Annotated in this window: 14 protein-coding genes; 12 read left to right on the plus strand and 2 right to left on the minus strand. The window is 66.4% G+C overall.

From position 1 onward, the window contains the following. Positions 1-5: 5 nt before the first annotated feature. The gene (locus AC56LY_RS20420) at positions 6-1,040 is read right to left on the minus strand and encodes a GGDEF domain-containing protein (protein ID WP_499582683.1); all 1,035 of its coding nucleotides are present in this window, start codon (positions 1,038-1,040) and stop codon (positions 6-8) included. A gap of 363 nt (positions 1,041-1,403) precedes the next feature. Here AC56LY_RS20420 and AC56LY_RS20425 point away from each other — a divergent pair, with 363 nt between their 5' ends. The 11 genes from AC56LY_RS20425 (at position 1,404) to AC56LY_RS20475 (ending at position 11,786) form a co-directional block, all read left to right on the plus strand. Further along, positions 1,404-1,598: a Flp family type IVb pilin gene (locus AC56LY_RS20425; protein ID WP_499582685.1), complete on the plus strand. Its 195-nt coding sequence runs from the start codon at positions 1,404-1,406 to the stop codon at positions 1,596-1,598. A gap of 59 nt (positions 1,599-1,657) precedes the next feature. Continuing rightward, on the plus strand, positions 1,658-2,203 hold the full coding sequence (locus AC56LY_RS20430; RefSeq protein ID WP_499582687.1) for an A24 family peptidase: 546 nt from the start codon (positions 1,658-1,660) through the stop codon (positions 2,201-2,203). Between the two features lie 99 nt (positions 2,204-2,302). Beyond that, the gene (locus AC56LY_RS20435) at positions 2,303-3,667 is read left to right on the plus strand and encodes a DUF8689 domain-containing protein (protein ID WP_499582689.1); all 1,365 of its coding nucleotides are present in this window, start codon (positions 2,303-2,305) and stop codon (positions 3,665-3,667) included. Next, positions 3,664-4,515: a Flp pilus assembly protein CpaB gene (gene cpaB / locus AC56LY_RS20440; RefSeq protein WP_499582691.1), complete on the plus strand. Its 852-nt coding sequence runs from the start codon at positions 3,664-3,666 to the stop codon at positions 4,513-4,515. The genes AC56LY_RS20435 and cpaB overlap by 4 nt, the downstream gene beginning before the upstream one ends. A 20-nt stretch (positions 4,516-4,535) precedes the next feature. Further along, positions 4,536-6,074, plus strand: coding sequence for a type II and III secretion system protein family protein (locus tag AC56LY_RS20445; protein WP_499582693.1), 1,539 nt, complete (start codon positions 4,536-4,538; stop codon positions 6,072-6,074). A 14-nt stretch (positions 6,075-6,088) separates the two neighbouring features. Continuing rightward, positions 6,089-6,361, plus strand: a complete 273-nt coding sequence (locus AC56LY_RS20450; RefSeq protein ID WP_499582695.1) for a hypothetical protein — start codon at positions 6,089-6,091, stop codon at positions 6,359-6,361. Positions 6,362-6,391: 30 nt separating this feature from the next. Next, positions 6,392-7,567 (plus strand): CpaE/TadZ family protein, encoded by a 1,176-nt coding sequence (locus AC56LY_RS20455; RefSeq protein ID WP_499582697.1) that lies wholly within the window; start codon positions 6,392-6,394, stop codon positions 7,565-7,567. 37 nt (positions 7,568-7,604) lie between these two features. After that, entirely contained in the window at positions 7,605-8,951 is a 1,347-nt protein-coding gene (locus AC56LY_RS20460; RefSeq protein ID WP_499582699.1) for a TadA family conjugal transfer-associated ATPase, read from the plus strand. Positions 8,952-8,961: 10 nt separating this feature from the next. Next, a complete protein-coding gene (locus AC56LY_RS20465) occupies positions 8,962-9,942 on the plus strand; it encodes a type II secretion system F family protein (RefSeq protein ID WP_499582701.1) in 981 nt (326 codons plus the stop codon). 7 nt (positions 9,943-9,949) lie between these two features. After that, the gene (locus AC56LY_RS20470) at positions 9,950-10,894 is read left to right on the plus strand and encodes a type II secretion system F family protein (protein ID WP_499582703.1); all 945 of its coding nucleotides are present in this window, start codon (positions 9,950-9,952) and stop codon (positions 10,892-10,894) included. A 16-nt stretch (positions 10,895-10,910) separates the two neighbouring features. Further along, the gene (locus AC56LY_RS20475) at positions 10,911-11,786 is read left to right on the plus strand and encodes a LytR C-terminal domain-containing protein (RefSeq protein ID WP_499582705.1); all 876 of its coding nucleotides are present in this window, start codon (positions 10,911-10,913) and stop codon (positions 11,784-11,786) included. Here AC56LY_RS20475 and AC56LY_RS20480 read toward each other — a convergent pair. After that, positions 11,769-13,355, minus strand: coding sequence for a family 16 glycosylhydrolase (locus AC56LY_RS20480; RefSeq protein WP_499582707.1), 1,587 nt, complete (start codon positions 13,353-13,355; stop codon positions 11,769-11,771). The genes AC56LY_RS20475 and AC56LY_RS20480 overlap by 18 nt on opposite strands. Before the next feature lie 503 nt (positions 13,356-13,858). Between AC56LY_RS20480 and AC56LY_RS20485 the strand changes: the two genes are divergently transcribed. Next, positions 13,859-16,891 (plus strand): TonB-dependent receptor, encoded by a 3,033-nt coding sequence (locus tag AC56LY_RS20485; RefSeq protein ID WP_499582709.1) that lies wholly within the window; start codon positions 13,859-13,861, stop codon positions 16,889-16,891. The last annotated feature ends 87 nt before the right edge of the window (positions 16,892-16,978 follow it).

Below are 16,978 nucleotides of genomic sequence, written 5' to 3' on the forward strand. Positions count from 1 at the left end.
CGCGCTCAGAAGAATTCGGCGGTGTCGTTGGTCGTGACGGTCTGCAGCAGGCCGCCTTCGACCAGCGCTTCGTAGTGGCAGACGCGGTTGCGGCCATGGGCCTTGGCGAAATACAGCGCCTGGTCGGCGTGACCGAGCGTGACGACCGGCGAATCGGCCGCACTGACGCTGGTAAAACCGATGCTGACGGTGACTTGCCCCACTTGCGGGAAGTGGTGGCTTTCGACATCCAGACGAAAACGCTCGATGATGCGGCGCGCGTTCTCCAGCGTCGTCGAGCGCAGCAGCACGACGAACTCTTCGCCGCCAAAGCGGAACACCCGGTCCTGCGTACGGAAGGACGACTGCAGCAGGTTGGCGATCAGGATCAGGACCTCGTCGCCGTACAGATGGCCGAAGCGGTCGTTGACGGTCTTGAAGTGGTCGACGTCGACCACGGCCAGCCACTGTTGTTCTGCCCCGTGCTGCGCGCGCCGCTCGGCCAGGCCCGGTATCACCGGTTCGACGTCCGTGGCATGCAGCATGCGCGCCAGCTGGTCGTCGAAGGTCTTGCGGTTGAGAAGGCCGGTGAGCGAGTCGCGTTCGCTGTAGTCGAGCAGATTCTGGAAATTGCGGTACACGCTGACGATGCCGCTGACCATGTACAGCGCTTCCGGCGTGAAGGGGCTGTCGTGGGCGATCTCGAGGCAGGTATCGGCCCGCTCGCCGAACCAGATCGGCAGCCACAGACGGCGCAAGCCGTCGGCCCCCATGCCCTCGGCGCGCGTGGCGTGCTGGCGCAGGCAGTCGTCGAGTTCGGGATAGGTCGCAATCGGTTCGCCCGGGCCGCTGTCTTGTGGCTCTTCCGGGCAAGCAACACCGCCGGCCTGGATGCAGGCGCGCGAGCGCACGAAGTGCTGGCCGCCGACGCTGGAAATGCCCAGCACCCGGGTCTGGCTCGCGCCTGACAATTCCTGGACCGCCGACACCACGGAGATGTCCAGCATGGTGTGATCGCGGTGGCCAGTCATGTCCACCATGTGTTGCAGCAGGGAATCCATGTCGTCGTTATCAGGCCAGCCAAGCACGAAAAGAGAAGACCCTGCAGGTGGCGTGGCATGACGCGCAACCGGGCCATAGGTGCCGCCTTTTGCAGCGGCCAAGCGAAGCAGGATAATGCTTTTTTGTACTAGCGGCAACTATTGTCGCTGATTTTTACCCCGCTTTAACGGGTCATTGCGCCTTGCTGCGTAAGCCTTGCTATTCCTCAAGCGAAAAAATTTCCGTGTGGAAAAACTGTGCGCTGTCAAATTGCCGTGTGGCACTAATACTTATAGTCAATTTACTGGCACGAAGTTAGTGAGCAGGGGCGACCGGGCCCGGTCGCAGCCAGTACTTTATCCACCACTACAAGGAGTTTTGTCATGAGCACGATTACCTCCGCCATCAAAGCCTTCATCGCAGATGAAAACGGTGTGACTGCCATCGAGTATGGCCTGATCGCTGCACTCATCGGCGTCGCAATGGCCACCGTGGCTGGCGAGGTCGGCACTGGTATCAAGGAAACGTTCGAGTACATCCGGGACAAGCTGGAGGACGCTGCCCCGACCGCACCGTAATCCCCGTGCCCCCCGGTGTGCAATTCGGCCCCGGGGGGCATTTTTTTCAGGAGCCGGTCATGGATATCGCACCCTACCTCGACACGCTGCTGCTGCTGCTCGTTACGGCAGCCGCGATCAAGGACCTGGAAAGTCGGCGCATTCCCAATTTACTGTTACTCGCTGGCGTGTTGGGCGGGCTGTTGCTGCATCTGCTGTCGCCGCAACCGGGCACAGCACTGCTGGGCGCGCTGGGCGGCTGCGCGACAGGGCTGGCCGTCCTGCTGCCGTTCTATCTGCTACGCGGCATGGCCGCCGGCGACGTCAAGATGATGGCCGCCGTCGGCATTTTCACGGGGCCGGGCGACGCGCTGCGCATCGCCGTTCTGGCCTGGTGCGCAGGCGGACTGATGGCACTTGCCATTTTGGTCGTCAAAGGGCGGCTGCGCCTGGCCCTGGCCAATCTGTGGGGCATGTTGCTGCCCATGCTGCTGCGCCTGCAGCGTTTGCCGTCTGCGGACCAGGGCGGCCGGCCGAGCGCCGGATCGATTCCGTATGGCCTGGCCATTGCGGCCGGAACGATCGTGCATCTGGTGGGCCGTTACGGTCCGCCACACCTGGCGTGAGCGCCGGGTGTCTCTTGTCAGGCATCAAGTACCACAAATAGATGCTCGTTAGAATCAATTGAGGTTTTCCCAGAACCAACATCAGCAGCAGGAGGCGTCATGATCGGAGTGTTAGCGGCCGCCGGGCCGGCAGGGACGGATGCGTCATTGTCCCTGTCTGCGCCAGTGCTGGATGCGGATGGCAATCCTGCTACGGTGCTGCCGCGCCAGCCGCGCACGGTGCGCGATACGGGGCTCGACGCGCGCCTGGTGACGGCGCTCGTGATCAAGACCCTGCATGCCGATGGCAAGACGCCCTTGTCCAGGCTGACCGGGCGCCTGCGCCTGTCGGTCAGCGTGCTGCGCGAGGTGCTGCAGGCCCTGGTGGGCGCGCAGCAGGCCGAGGTTGCGTATTCGGGCGACAGCGACCTCGATGTGCATTATCAGTTGACCGCCCTGGGCCAGCGCGCGGCGGGCGAACACCTGGCCGAATCGCGCTATGTCGGCCCGGCGCCGGTGACACTGGCGGCGTGGCGCGCTGTGGTCGCGCGCCAGTCGCAGCGCCAGCCGGATGCAGCGCGCGTCACGCGCGCCGAGCTCGAGACCGTGCTCGACGGCGACCCCCTGGCACCGGCGATCCGCGAGCAGATCGGCGCGGCCCTGTATTCGGGCCGCCCGCTGCTGCTGTATGGCCCATCCGGCAGCGGCAAGACGACGCTGGCGCGCAAGCTGGCCCGTTTGCGCCAGGATCCGATCGCGGTACCGTATGCGGTGCTGGTGAACCACGAAATCATCGCACTGCACGATCTGGCGCTGCATCCCGTCCCGCTGCACGCACGCGCGCTGGAAGAGCGCCGCAGCAGCGATGCACGCTGGGCCCTGAGCCAGCGTCCGCTGGTGCACGTGGGCCCAGAGCTGGCGCGCGACATGCTGGAACTGCGCAGCGACCCCGGTAGCGGCGTGCTGCGAGCACCGCCCCACATCCTGGCCAACAACGGCTTGCTGGTGGTGGACGATCTGGGTTGCCAGCGCGTGCCGCCGGACGAACTGCTGCACCGCTGGCTCGGCGCGCTCGAAGCGGGCCAGGACCACGTCACGGTGCCGGGTGGCCCCACCCACGCCTTGCCGTTCGATGTCAGCCTGGTGCTGGCCACCAGCCTCGCGCCCGAGTCGGTGCTCGACGATGCCTGCCTGCGCCGCATCGGTTACCGGATTCCGGTCGGACCGCTGTCGGAGCACAGCTACCGCTCACTGCTGCGGCGCCAGGCACGGCTGCGCCGGATCGATCTGGACGACAGCGCGATCGCCTTCCTGATCGAGCACCTGCACCGCCGCACCGGGCGCGCGCTGCTGGCCGCCTATCCGCACGAGCTGCTGGGCCGGATCGCCGACTTCGCCGGCTACACCGGTCAGGCGCCGCGCTGCGACGTCGATGGCCTGACCCGCGCCTGGTGCAGCCTGTTCGGCGAAGGGGACGCAGCATGAAAAATCAACGAGCCATGATCATGATGGCGCTGGCCGTGCTGCTTGGCCTGCTGGCCGTGGCGCTGGCCGCGCGCTGGCTGCTCAATGCGCCGGTGAGCACGGCCGGCAGGATCGTCGTCGCGAGCAGCGACATCGACATCGGCCAGCGTCTCAACCCGGCGCTGTTCATCGTGGTGGACTGGCCCACCGCCAGCGTGCCCAAGGGCGCGTTCACCGATCCCAAGGCGCTGAACGGGCGCGTGTTGCGCAGCAGCCTGCTCGCCGGCGAGCCGGTGAGCGAAGCCAAGCTGGCTCCGGCCGGCACGCTGGGGGGCCTGTCGGCCCTGATCGCCGAAGGCAAGCGCGCCATCACGGTGCGCGTCAACGACGTGATCGGCGTGGCCGGCTTCGCCCTGCCGGGCAACTACGTCGACATCATCGTCAGTACCGAGACGGCGCCCGATCCGAATGCCCCGCAGGAACGTGCGCACAGCATCTCGAAGATCGTCCTGGAGCGCATCCTGGTGCTGGCGGTGGCCCAGGAAGTAGGGCGCGACGAGACCAAGCCCAAGGTTGTCAATGCCGTCACGCTCGAAGTAACGCCCGAACAGGCCAAAAAGCTCGATCTGGCGCGCAGCGTCGGTGCGTTGTCGCTGGCGCTGCGCAACCAGATCGATCCGGCCGCCATCACCACCACCGGCGCCACCAAAGAGAGCCTGCTGCCGGCGCCGCCACCGGCGCCGGTCGTGCTGCGCGCAGCGCTTCCACCAAGGCCACGCCTGCAGCAGGTGCGTGCGCCGCTGCCGGCACCGCACCGGGACTGCATCAGCGTCATCAACGGCCTGCACGCATCGCAGGAGTGCTTCTGATGTCTTCGATTGGACCGATCATGCACCGACATCCCACGATCGCACTGCGCGTTTGTCTCGCGGCCATGCTGGCAGGTGTGAGCGCCCTGGCCCTGGCGGCCCCGGTCGTCCAGAAAACCGCAGCGCCCGGCACGGCACTGCGGCCTGACCGGCCTGACCTGCGCCTGGACACCGGCTGCCAGGGCGATGCAGCCCGGCCCGCCGTCATGGCGCTCCAGATGGGCAAGTCGACCATGCTGCGTCTGCCCGAAGCGGTGCGCCGGCGCAGCGTCGGCAACCCGGCCGTGGTGCAGGCGATGCTGGTCGCACCGGACACGCTCTACATCGCCGGCGTCGATGTCGGCACCACCAACATGATCGTGCAGGGCCGCAGCGGCTTGTGCAGCGTGATCGACATCACGGTCGCGATCGACCCGGGCGGCCTGCAAGCCATGCTGGGCGCGGCCATGCCGGACGAGAAGCAGATCCGGGTGCTGGCCGCCAATGACACGCTGGTGCTGACCGGCACCGTCAGCGACGCCAGCGCGGTCAACCGCGCTGTGGAACTGGCGGTTGCCTACGTGCGCCGTCCGCTGCGCCCATTGCCGGCGCCCGACAAGGACAACGCGACCGACGGCGTGATCCTGGTTGACAAGGGCAGCGGCAGCGGCGCGGCGGCCGGCGCCGGTGGCGCCAGCGCCCGCGTGGTCAACCTGCTGGCGGTCAGCGCGCCGCAGCAGGTGCAGCTCGAGGTCAAGGTGGCCGAAGTCGCGCGCACGCTGCTCGAGCGGCTCGAAACCGGGATCCGCTTCAGCTTTGGGTCCGGCAGCTGGACCACCACGCTGGCCAGCGATTTTCTCAGCGGCCTGGCACGCGGTGGCCTGGCTGGCCTGAAAACCAACGGCAACCGCTTCGGTATCGATGCCGACAAGCTCGATGGCCTGGTGCGCATCCTGGCCGAACCGAACCTGCTGGCCCTCAGTGGCCAGGAAGGCGCGTTCCTCGCCGGTGGCAAGTTCTTCATCCCGGTGGCACAGGACAACAACAAGGTGACGCTGGAAGAGAAGGAATTCGGGGTCGGCCTGCGGTTTACGCCGACCGTGCTGGCCGGGGGACTGATCAACCTGAAAGTCGCGCCCGAAGTCTCGGAGCTGTCGCGCGAAGGGATCGGCATCAGCGCCGCCGGCGTTGCCGGCACCGCGATCATGCCGCTGCTGACCACGCGCCGCGCCAGCACCACGGTGCAGCTGCACGATGGCCAGAGTTTCGCCATCGGTGGCCTGGTGCGCAACAACCTGGTGGCCAACATGAAAGGCTTGCCGGGACTGGGCGACGTGCCGGTGCTGGGCGCGCTGTTTCGCAGCACTGACTTCCAGCAGGAGCGCACCGAACTCGTGTTCGTGATCACGGCGCGCCTGGTCAAGCCGCTGCCGGCCGGCAGCCTGAGCCTGCCGACCGACCGTTTCGATGTGCCATCGCGCGCCGGCGTGCTGCTCGGCGGGCGTCTGGAAGGCGCGCCTGCCGTTGGCGCTACGCCCGTGCCATCTGCACCGGCGCAGGCGCCGGCGACCCCGAACTGAACCAGGAGAGCAGGATGGCATCCACATTCACACGCTGGGCCGCGCTGGCGCTGTTTGCCGGCAGCGCGCAAGGCTGCGTTTCGAGCACGCCGCACTGGGACAGCCAGTTCGGTACGGCGACCCGCGCCAACCTGGCTGCGCAGACGATCGACCCGGCGGCAGGCAACATCCGCCACCCTGCTGCAGGGCTCAGCGGACCGGCAGCGCGCGCCGCCATCGACAACTACGAGCGCTCGTTTGCAGAACCGGACACCGGCCAGCCGGCGCCCATGATTCGTTCGCACTGAGCGCGCGGCTACACCCATATCGAGGATTTCATGAGAGCGCTCCTGATCAGCTGCGACAGCCACCTGTATGCGGAACTGGCTTCCCAGGGCGCCGCGCGCGTGCCGCCCATGCAGGTGGCCGCGACCCGCGCCGGTCTGCGCGAAGCGCTCGACCGGCCCGACCCGGATGCGCCGCAACTCGTGATCGTCGATGCCAGCAACCTCGAGCCGTCCGAAGCGAACCTGCTCGAACGCCTGGGCCGCCAGTATCCGACGGCGCAACTGATGCTGCTGACCACCCAGCACCAGCCCGACCTGTTGATCACCGCGATGCGGGCCGGCGTGCGCGAGCTGCTGCAACTGCCGCTGGTGCACCGCGCCTTCCATGAGGCGATGGACCGCATTGCGAGCGCCGCCGGCGTATCGACCATGCGCGACGGGAAGGTACTGGCCTTCATCGCCTGCAAGGGCGGCAGCGGCGCCACCTTCATCTCGACCAACTTCGGCTACGCGCTGGCCACGCTGGCGGGAAAGAAGGTATTGCTGATCGACCTGCACGGCCAGTTCGGCGACGCCGCCCTGTACGTGTCGGACCAGAAGCCGGCCATGACGATGTCGGACGTGTGCGCCCAGATCGCGCGTATCGACGGGCCGTTTCTCGAATCGTGCCTGGTGCATGTCACGCCCGGCTTCGGCGTGCTGGCGGCGGCCGACGATCCGGCCCACGAGCGGCAGGCCAAGCCCGAACATATCGACACCATCCTGCGCGTGGCGCGCCAGCACTACGATTACGTGCTGCTCGACGTCGGGCGCCAGATCGATGCGGTGTCGCTGCGCGCGCTGGACGTGACCGACACCATCTATCCCTTGCTGCAACTGGCGCTGCCCGACATCCGCGATGCGCGCCGCCTGCTCGACATCTTCCGCTCGCTCGGCTATGTGCTGGACAACATCCGCCTGATCGTCAACCGCTACGAAAAGGGCGGCAAGCTGCGCCTGCAGGACCTGCATGCGGCGCTGGGCTGCGAGGTGGTGCACACCTTCCCCAACGACTACATCGCGGTCACCGACTCGGTGAACCAGGGCGTGCCGGTGCTGCAGCTGTCGCGCTCGAGCGCCGCGGCGCGCAGCCTGGCCGACCTGGTCGAACTGGTGACCGCGCAGCGGGTCCACGAAAGCCGCGGCCTGCTGGGGCGCCTGTTCGGGCGCCAGGATCACGACGACTGACCCGTTCCCCCGCCTCAATCACGCTCTGGAGACATCGATGTCCCTTCGCGAACGCCTTGCGCTGCCCGACCCCGAGCGTCCGACCGGCGCCGAATCGCACGAAGCGCCCAACCAGGCCTACCAGGAGCTCAAGAAGCTGATGCACCAGATGATCCTCGACCGGATCGATCTGGAGCGCCTGAAGCGCCTGACCGCCGAACAGTTCAAGCACGAACTGGCGCTGCTGGTCCAGCGCATCATCGAAGATGAACGCATTGTGCTGAACCAGCACGAGCGCCACCACCTGGTGCTCGACATCCAGCACGAGATGCTCGGCTTCGGCCCGCTCGAACCGCTACTGGCCGATCCGACGATCTCGGACATCCTGGTCAACACCGCCAGCAAGGTCTGGGTCGAACGCTACGGCAAGCTCGAACTGACCGATGTCACCTTCCACGACAACGCCCACCTGATGAAGATCATCGAAAAGATCGTCTCGCGCGTGGGGCGCCGGGTCGACGAATCGAGCCCGATGGTCGACGCGCGCCTGCCGGACGGCTCGCGCGTGAATGCCATCATCCCGCCGCTGGCCGTCGACGGGCCCATCCTGTCGATCCGACGCTTCGGCGGCAGTCCGCTGACGGTGCAGAACCTGCTCGACTACAAAAGCGTGTCCCCGCCGATGATCCAGGTGATCGAGGGCCTGGGCACGGCCAAGGTCAACATCCTGATCTCGGGCGGCACCGGCAGCGGCAAGACCACGTTGCTCAATCTGATCTCGGGGTTCATCCCGGCCAGCGAACGGGTCGTGACGATCGAGGATGCGGCCGAGCTGCAACTGCGCCAGCCACACGTCGTGCGGCTGGAAACGCGCCCGCCGAACATCGAGGACAAGGGCGAAGTCACGCAGCGCGCACTGGTGCGCAACGCGCTGCGCATGCGACCCGACCGCATCATCCTGGGCGAAGTGCGCGGCGCCGAGGCGCTCGACATGCTGCAGGCGATGAACACGGGGCATGAAGGCTCGCTCGCCACGATCCACTCGAACACGCCGCGCGATGCGCTCTCGCGCCTGGAAAACATGGTCAGCATGGCCGCAGTGAACCTGACACCGCGCGCGATCCGCCAGCAGATCGTCTCGGCGGTGACGGTGGTGCTGCAGGTCTCGCGCCTGACCGACGGCACGCGCAAGCTGGTGAGCATGCAGGAGATCACCGGCATGGAAGGCGAAATCATTTCGATGCAGGAGATTTTCCGCTTCGAACAGCGCGGCGTCGATCCGCAGGGCAGGGTGCTTGGCCACTTCAGCGCAACCGGTGTGCGGCCGCGTTTTGCCGACCGCCTCCGGCTGTTCGGGGTGCCGGTGCCGGACGACGCGTTCGATCCCGAGCGCGTGTTTGATTGAAGGATCGGTCATGGATACCCTGTTCTATGCATTCGTCGTGGTGCTGTTCGCCGCCGTCATCCTGGCGGTCGAAGGCTTCTACCTGTGGTGGATGAGTACCCGCGGCGCGGCGGCGCGCCGTATTGCACGCCGCCTGCAGGTGATGTCCGGCGGCGTGCAGACCCGCTCGGGCGAACGCATCTCGATCCTCAAGCAGCGCCCCTACAGCCGCCAGCCCGCCCTCGACCGCTTGCTGCACCGGGCAGTCCTGGCCCAGCGCATCGATGCACTGCTGGTGCAGGCCGGGGCCACCTGGACCGTCAGCCACTTCATTGCCGCCACCGTCGGCTGCGTCATCACGGTCCTGGTGGCGTGCGCCGTCTGGTCGCTGCCGCTGCCGGCGCGACTGGTGCTGTGCGTGACCAGCCTGGGCCTGCCCTGGTGGTTGCTGCACCGGATGCGCAGCCGGCGCCTGATTCGCATCGAGCACCAGTTGCCTGAGGCCGCGGACTTCATCGCACGCGCGCTGCGCGCCGGGCACTCGTTCATCAATGTGCTGCAGATCGTCGGCAATGAACTGCCCGAGCCGCTGGCCGGCGAATTTCGCATCGCGCGCGAAGAGATCAATTACGGCGTCCCGATGAACGAAGCCTTGCACGGCCTGGCCGCGCGCATTCCGCTGACCGACCTGCGCTACCTGGTGATCGCGGTGCTGATCCAGCGCGATTCGGGCGGCAACCTGGCCGAAATCCTCGGCAATATCAGCGGCATCATCCGCGCCCGCCTGAAACTCGTGGCCCAGGTGCGGGTGCTCTCGGCCGAAGGCCGCATGTCGGCCTGGATTCTGGGCCTGCTGCCATTTGGCGTGATGGGCGTGATGACGGTGAGCAGCCCGCATTACGTCAGCATGCTGTGGACCGACCCGAGCGGCGAGCGGCTGCTGTGGTACGGGCTGGGCATGATCATCGTCGGCGTGCTGTGGCTGCGCCTGACCATCCGTATCCGCGTGTGAGGCCACGATGAAGATCACCCAACTGATGTTCCTGCTGGTCGTGTTCGTCGTGGTCTGCGCGCTGTGCTGGGTCGCGCTGGCCCTGTTCGCCCCGGTCGCCTTGCGCGAACGCCTGCGCCAGTTTCTCGGCCAGCGCGCCCCGTCGGGAATCGGCGACGTGCCGCGCCTGCGCTGGATCGAGCGGATCGCCAGCGTCGTCCGGCCGCTTACCCGCCTGTCGATTCCTGAAGAGGGCTGGGAAAAGTCGACGCTGCGCACCCGGTTCATGAACGCCGGCTGGCGCAACCCGGCGGCGCCAACGCTCTATTTTGCGGCCAAGACCGTGCTGGTGCTGCTGGCGCCCGCTATCCTGACGCCCGTGATGCTGTGGCGCGGCGGGACGTCGGGCCGCATGATGCTGATGATTCTGCTGGGCGGCGCCGCGCTCGGTTACTACCTGCCCAACGCCGTGCTGGCGCGCCGCGTCAAGCGGCGCCGGCGCGAGATCTTCGAAACCATTCCCGATGCGCTGGATCTGTTGACGGTGTGCGTCGAGGCGGGCCTGAGCCTGGAGCGCGCCCTGGTCAAGGTGGCCGCCGAAATCCACATCAAGAGCGTGGTGCTGGCGCAGGAGATGCAGATCGTGCTGATGGAAATGCGCGCCGGCTTCACCAAGGAAAAGGCGCTGCGCAACTTCGCGCTGCGTTCCGGCGTCGACGATGTCGATACTCTGGTCGCCATGCTGATCCAGTCCGAACGCTTCGGCACCAGTGTGGGCGACGCACTGCGCGTGTATGCGGACAACCTGCGCCACAAGCGGCGCATGATCGCCGAAGAAACCGCCGCGCGGATCGGCCTCAAGCTGCTGTTCCCGCTGATTTTCTGCATCTTCCCGACGCTGATGATGGTCCTGCTGGGACCGGCGGCAATCCAGATTTCCCGTGCCATGAGCGCGCTGGCCAGCGCGCGCTGAACCCAAGGAGTCCCCCATGCGCCCGACCATTCACCGTAGCACCCGGTTCATCCGGCTGGCATGGCTGTGCGCCGGCCTCGTGGCGTGCGCGCCGCTGCAGGCGCCAGTGTCGCACGCTACCTGGCACGACCTGAACGCAGCGCTGCAAGCCGACGCCGGCCCGGAAGCTGCACCGGATACCGCTCACCGGTTCGTCGATCTGGGCAGCGCGTACCTGCGCAGTGGCGATTACGATGCTGCCCGCGCGGCACTGGAACGGGCCTGCCTGCTCGACCCGCTGGTGGCCGATTCGTGGCAGTTGCTGGGCGAGGCGCTGGCCGCGCTGGGACAGGCAGCACGCGCGCAGCAGATGCTGCGCCAGGCGGCGTCGCTGCGCCAGCACGACTTGCGCGCCGACTTTGCTGCGACCGGCAGCCAGACCGGCATCGCCGCGCTCGATCAGGCACTGGACGCGCCACGGCCCGGCTGGGCGCAGGCGCAGATCCATGTCGGCGTGGACGGCATGATGGAATTGCGCCGCATACCGGCAAGCTTGCCTGTTGTGCAGCCGCTTTCACTGCAGCCGACCGTGGCACGCCTCGAGATCCGCAATGGCAATGGCGTGACCGGCATGGCGCGCGCGCTGGCGCGCCAGATCGACACACCTGGCCTGCGGGTCACGCGCCTGTCGAACCAGCCCGGGTTTGCGGTGCGCCACACGCGCATCGAATACGACGCAGCGCATGTTGATGCTGCCCGGCGCCTGGCGCAGCGCGTGGGCAGCGTGCACCTGCAGGAAGTCGGGCGCAGCGCATCGGCCAATCTGCGCCTGGTGCTGGGCCGCGACCTGGCGCATTACGGCACTGCGCTGCCGTTAAGCGCCGGTGGAACGGCGTTACTGTCGCTGCGCTGAACCGGTCAGGTCCCTGCGATACACCCGCACGTAATCGACCAGCATCCGGCGCGGGAACACGGTCGTGCTGTCGGGGTACCCGGGCCAGTAACCGCCGACGGCCAGGTTCAGCAACACGAAGAACGGGTGCTCGAATACCCAGTCGCCTTTTACCAGAGCCGGCGTGGCGGTGTGGTAGTGCACGCCGTCGCGGTACCAGCGGATCGCCTGCGGTTCCCACTCGACGGCGAACACGTGGAAGTCGTCGCCATAGTCGGCGCCGTCCAGCGCGACCGGTTTGCTGAACGCGTGCTCGCCCGAGTAGCCCGGCCCGTGCAGCGTGCCGTAGGCATTGCGCGGTTCCTTGCCGATGATTTCCATGATGTCGATCTCGCCGCTCTGCGGCCAGCCGACCTTGCCGATGTCGGCGCCCAGCATCCAGAACGCCGGCCAGATGCCCTGGCCCTTGGGCACCTTGATGCGCGCCTCGAAGCGCCCGTACTGCGTCTCTTTCAGGCCGGCCGTCTTGAGACGCGCCGACGTGTAGTCCTTGCCCTCGTAGCGTTCCTTGCGCGCCTCGATGACCAGGTGGCCGTCCTCCACGCGCACGTTTTCGGGGCGCGCCGTGTAGAACTGCATCTCGTTGTTGCCCCAGCCATGGCCGCCGGTCTCCAGCGTCCAGAGCGTGCGATCGATTGCTGCGCCGTTGAATTCGTCGCTCCAGGCGAGCTTCCAGCCGGGCAGGCGCGCCTGCTCTTGCCTGACGTGCTGCATGATCTTGACGAACGTATCGGTCCAGACCATGTCACGGTGCTCGGCCAGGTAGCGCACCAGTTCTTCATGCGCCTGTGTCGACACGCTCAGATGGTCGCCGCCGATGCCGTGAAAGGTGAAGGCGACCATGGTGCCGCGCGCGACCGCTTGCTCCACCAGTGCGATCAGTTCCGCACCGCTGGCGCTCACCGGACCGACCGACGCAACCTGGTAGGGGTCGACTGCCGCCATCGATGCCGGCACGCCTGGGCCATTGCCCGCCTTGATCGCAACGAACGCCGGGTGCAGTGCCGGCAGGTAGTCCCCGCCCAGCGCCTGCACGTCGCCGCAGGGCGCCGTGTAGGTGCGTTCGCGCCGGCCGTCGATGGCTTCGAGCATCGTGTTGGCCAGCAGGACCTGGTCGACCATCTGCGCGCGGCTGGTCGTTGCGAGGTCGCGGTGCGCAGCGACCCAGCCGCGGTCCGGGCCCTTGCTGGAACACTGGTGGAACAGGCTATGGTTGCCCAGTTCATGACCGCGGGCGGCGGCCGCGCGCCAGGCCGGCAGGCGCGCTGCCACCGGCGGGCTCGATAGCTGCAGATAGAAGGTGCCCCTGATGCCGTGGCGGTCCAGCACCGGCAGCGCGTTGTCGAGTTGCGAGTCGAGCGCGTCGTCGTAGGCGAGGCTGACCGCGGCGCGCGCGCCACCGGGCCAGGCAAACGTTGGTGCTGGTGCTGGCGCTGCAGCTTGCACGCTGGCGGCGAAGGTGACACAGACAGCGGCGAGCAGGGTGCTGTGGGAGACGCGCCGTGCGCAGAAGGCCAGAAAATGGTGCATGCATGCTCCAGTTTGGAAACGTTACCAAAACGTCAAGCCGACTATAGCTTACCGAACACATCCCGTCAATGCGGGCCGCGCGCCCGTCAATCACCCCTGGCGAACACGGGCAGCCGTGCCATGCGCACCAAAGTGTTGCAAAACTACGTCACCCCTGTTGACGCGGTAACAGAATATTCCGTTGACAATTTATTTTCATAACTCTAAGATTCAGCTCACTGCATGGAAACGTTTCCATGCGACGGACAAATTCCCTTCGATCCCCGATTGGCGCAACCCGCCAAGGAGCCGAGGACACATGACACAGTGCAGCGCGCACCCGGCGATTCACGCAGCGAGGCCATCGGTAACAACCGATCGGTCTCGCTGCACCACATGGTGGCGTATGGCCGGGCAAGGAGGCGCCCGGGTTTGAAAGGCAGTACCCGGGGCAGCGGCGACGCATCCGGATGGCGGAGACACCGTGTCTGAGCACGGTCATATTTATAAAAACAGGAGAAGACATGTACTACCCAAAGGCTAAACAGACCTTGATCAGTCTGGCAGTTGCCAGCGCATGCGCGGCGTTCATGCCGGCGTTTGCCCAGGAAGCGGTCAGCATGCCGCCAGCCGAAACCGCCACCAGCGCCCCTAACCAGGCGGTCGATGCGGCCAGCAACCCTACCGCATCGATCACCGGCCCCGCGCAAAACGGCACGCAGACCGTCGTCGTGACCGGCCTGCGTGCCAGTCTCGAATCGTCGATGAACCTCAAGCGCAATGCGCAGGGCTTCGTGGACGGCATCGTCGCCGAAGACATCGGCAAATTCCCCGACACGAACCTGGCCGAATCACTGCAGCGCATCTCGGGCGTGTCGATCGACCGCGAAATCGGCGAAGGCTCGAAGATCACCGTGCGCGGTGTGGGCCCCGACTTCAACCTGGTGCTGCTCAATGGCCGCCAGATGCCGGTGTCGAACCTGGGCGACCGCAATGGCCGCGCGTTCGACTTCGCCAACATCGCTTCCGAAGCGATCTCGCAGCTGCAGGTCTACAAATCGAGCCGCGCCGAGACCCCGACCGGCGGCGTCGGCGCGACCATCAACGTGATCACCGCGCGCCCGCTGTCGCGCCCCGGCATGCAGGCCAGCATCGGTATCAAGGGCGTGCATGACACGTCGGCCACCAACCTGCCGGACGGTCTCCAGCACGGCAACAAGGTCACGCCGGAAGTCTCGGGCATCTACTCGAACACCTCGGCCGACGGCCGCTTCGGCATCGGCCTGTCGGCCAGCTACCAGGAACGTAACCTGGGCTACAACCGCGCGTCGGTGGCCAATGGCTGGAAGGGCCCGTTCCGCGGCGACCAGGCAACCTACGGCGCGATCCCGCTGCCAGGCCAGCCAGGCTCGGAGCTGATCACCAACCGTCCTGGTCCGACCGACCTGTACCAGACCCCGCAGAACCTGAACTACAACCTGAGCGGCGTGCAGCGCGAGCGCACCAACGGCCAGGTCGTGTTCCAGTTCGCACCGAACAAGTCGATCACCAGTACCCTCGACTACACCTATTCGGAAAACAAGATCCACACCCGCCGCAATGACATGTCGGCGTGGTTCAACTTCGGCCCGTCGTCGAGCAGCTGGACCGACGGCCCGATCGCCGGCCCACTGACCTACACCGAATTCATCCCGGCCGGGAACAGCGACATCGCGATGGGCGTGTCGGACTTTGCGACCCGCAGCGAAAACAAATCGCTGGGCTTCAACACCGTCTGGCGCGTCACGCCCGAGCTGCGCTTCGAGCTCGATGCCCACAGCTCGTCGGCCGAGTCGACCCCGGACAGCCCATGGGGTTCGAGCAACGTGATCGGCACCGCGAGCTTCAGCCGCGGCAACACCACTGCCGACTTCTCGCAAGACTTCCCGGTGCTGAGCATCCAGGGCGCCGACTACGCACGTGCGCCGCAGCAGGTGACCGGCTCGGTGTTCGAGAACGGCTACATGAAGACCGAAGTCGACCAGATCCAGACGCACGGCAGCTGGAAAGTGCTGGAAGCCTCCGAGGTCAAGTTCGGCCTGGGCGCGACCAAGGTCGATTACCGCTCGGCGTTCTCGGTGCAGCAGCGCGACACCTGGGGCGGCGCGACGCAGGCGTCCGACTACCCGGCCAGCCTGTTTACCGTCGATAGCCTGGGCAAGTACTTCGACCAGGTCAACGGCAGCAACAACCCGGCCCTGTTCGACCGCTTCCACACCTTCAACTTCAGCCAGATCCGCGATATCGTGGCCCAGGCCTCCGGCCTGCCGCAGCTGTACGTGCCGAAGACCACCTACGACACCGACCGCCGCACCGAAGAAAAATCGAAGAGCCTGTACCTGCAGTTCAACACCGAGTGGAACACGCGCTACCCGATCAATACCTCGCTCGGCGTGCGTTACGAGAAGACGGACGTCAGCTCCACCGCGCTGGTGCCGACCCCGATCGCAATCAGCTGGGTCTCGCAGAACGAGCTGCCAGTGGTGTTCGGCCAGTCCGGCTTCACGACGCTGAAAGGCGACTACAGCCACGTGCTGCCAAGCTTTGATGCCGACATCGCCCTGCGCGACGACATCAAGGGCCGCTTCAGCTACGGTCACACCATCGGCCGGCCACGCTACGACCAGATCGCCGGCGGCCAGGTGCTCGACACGCTGGCGCGCGTCGAAGGCGGTACCGGTTCGCAGGGCAATCCGGCGCTGGAGCCGGTCAAGTCGAAGAACTTCGACCTGGCACTCGAGTGGTACTACGGCCGCCAGAGCTTCATCTCGGTCAACCACTTCCGCAAGCAGCTCGAGAACTACGCCGGCCAGTCGCAGATCATCGCCCAGCCGTTCGGCGTGCGCACGCCAGTGGGCGGCGCCTACTGGAATGCGGCGCTGGGCAGCTGCACGACGGCGGACACCACCTGCATCCGCAACTACATCTTCCGTAACTTCAACGGCCAGCCAGGCGTGGTCGCAGGGCCGAACAATGCCTCGGGCGACGCCACCGGTACCATCACGGCCATCGGCACCGATCCGGTCGCGAACTTCCGCATCACGTCGTACTCGAACCAGAAGAAGGCGAACATCCGCGGCCTGGAATTCAACCTCCAGCACATGTTCGGCAACAGCGGCTTCGGCGTGCAGGCCAACTACACCTACGTCAATTCGGGCCTGAAGTACGACAACGGCAGCGTGGGCGAGCAGTTCGCACTGGTCGGCCTGGGCGACTCGGCCAACCTGGTGGGTATCTTCGAGAACGACAAGTGGAACGTGCGCGCGGCCTACAACTGGCGCGACGAGTTCCTGTCGTCGACCTTCGACGGCTCGGGCCCGAACCCGAACTACGTCGAAGCGTACGGCCAGCTCGATCTGAGCGTCGGCTACAACGTCAACAAGAACCTGTCCGTCTCGTTCGAGGGCATCAACCTGACCGACGAGATCCAGCGCACGCATGGCCGCACCAAGCAGCAGGTGCTGTTCGTGACGCAATCGGGTCCGCGTTACATGCTGGCTGCGCGCTACAAATTCTGATCGCGCAGCATCTGGCCGGCGCCGGTATTCGGGAGTAGACTTCCCGCACACCGGCCCTGCAACCGCAGCGGCGGGTCGGCATCAGCC

It is taken from the genome of Telluria sp. ZT3P25 (assembly GCF_059685895.1).

Excerpts from the sequence above, each read along its gene's own strand:
- AC56LY_RS20420 (WP_499582683.1), bottom strand. The coding sequence starts at position 1,040 with ATGGATTCCCTGCTGCAACACATGGTGGACATGACTGGCCACCGCGAT.
- AC56LY_RS20425 (WP_499582685.1), top strand. The coding sequence starts at position 1,404 with ATGAGCACGATTACCTCCGCCATCAAAGCCTTCATCGCAGATGAAAAC.
- AC56LY_RS20430 (WP_499582687.1), top strand. The coding sequence starts at position 1,658 with ATGGATATCGCACCCTACCTCGACACGCTGCTGCTGCTGCTCGTTACG.
- AC56LY_RS20435 (WP_499582689.1), top strand. The coding sequence starts at position 2,303 with ATGATCGGAGTGTTAGCGGCCGCCGGGCCGGCAGGGACGGATGCGTCA.
- cpaB (WP_499582691.1), top strand. The coding sequence starts at position 3,664 with ATGAAAAATCAACGAGCCATGATCATGATGGCGCTGGCCGTGCTGCTT.
- AC56LY_RS20445 (WP_499582693.1), top strand. The coding sequence starts at position 4,536 with ATGCACCGACATCCCACGATCGCACTGCGCGTTTGTCTCGCGGCCATG.
- AC56LY_RS20450 (WP_499582695.1), top strand. The coding sequence starts at position 6,089 with ATGGCATCCACATTCACACGCTGGGCCGCGCTGGCGCTGTTTGCCGGC.
- AC56LY_RS20455 (WP_499582697.1), top strand. The coding sequence starts at position 6,392 with ATGAGAGCGCTCCTGATCAGCTGCGACAGCCACCTGTATGCGGAACTG.
- AC56LY_RS20460 (WP_499582699.1), top strand. The coding sequence starts at position 7,605 with ATGTCCCTTCGCGAACGCCTTGCGCTGCCCGACCCCGAGCGTCCGACC.
- AC56LY_RS20465 (WP_499582701.1), top strand. The coding sequence starts at position 8,962 with ATGGATACCCTGTTCTATGCATTCGTCGTGGTGCTGTTCGCCGCCGTC.
- AC56LY_RS20470 (WP_499582703.1), top strand. The coding sequence starts at position 9,950 with ATGAAGATCACCCAACTGATGTTCCTGCTGGTCGTGTTCGTCGTGGTC.
- AC56LY_RS20475 (WP_499582705.1), top strand. The coding sequence starts at position 10,911 with ATGCGCCCGACCATTCACCGTAGCACCCGGTTCATCCGGCTGGCATGG.
- AC56LY_RS20480 (WP_499582707.1), bottom strand. The coding sequence starts at position 13,355 with ATGCACCATTTTCTGGCCTTCTGCGCACGGCGCGTCTCCCACAGCACC.
- AC56LY_RS20485 (WP_499582709.1), top strand. The coding sequence starts at position 13,859 with ATGTACTACCCAAAGGCTAAACAGACCTTGATCAGTCTGGCAGTTGCC.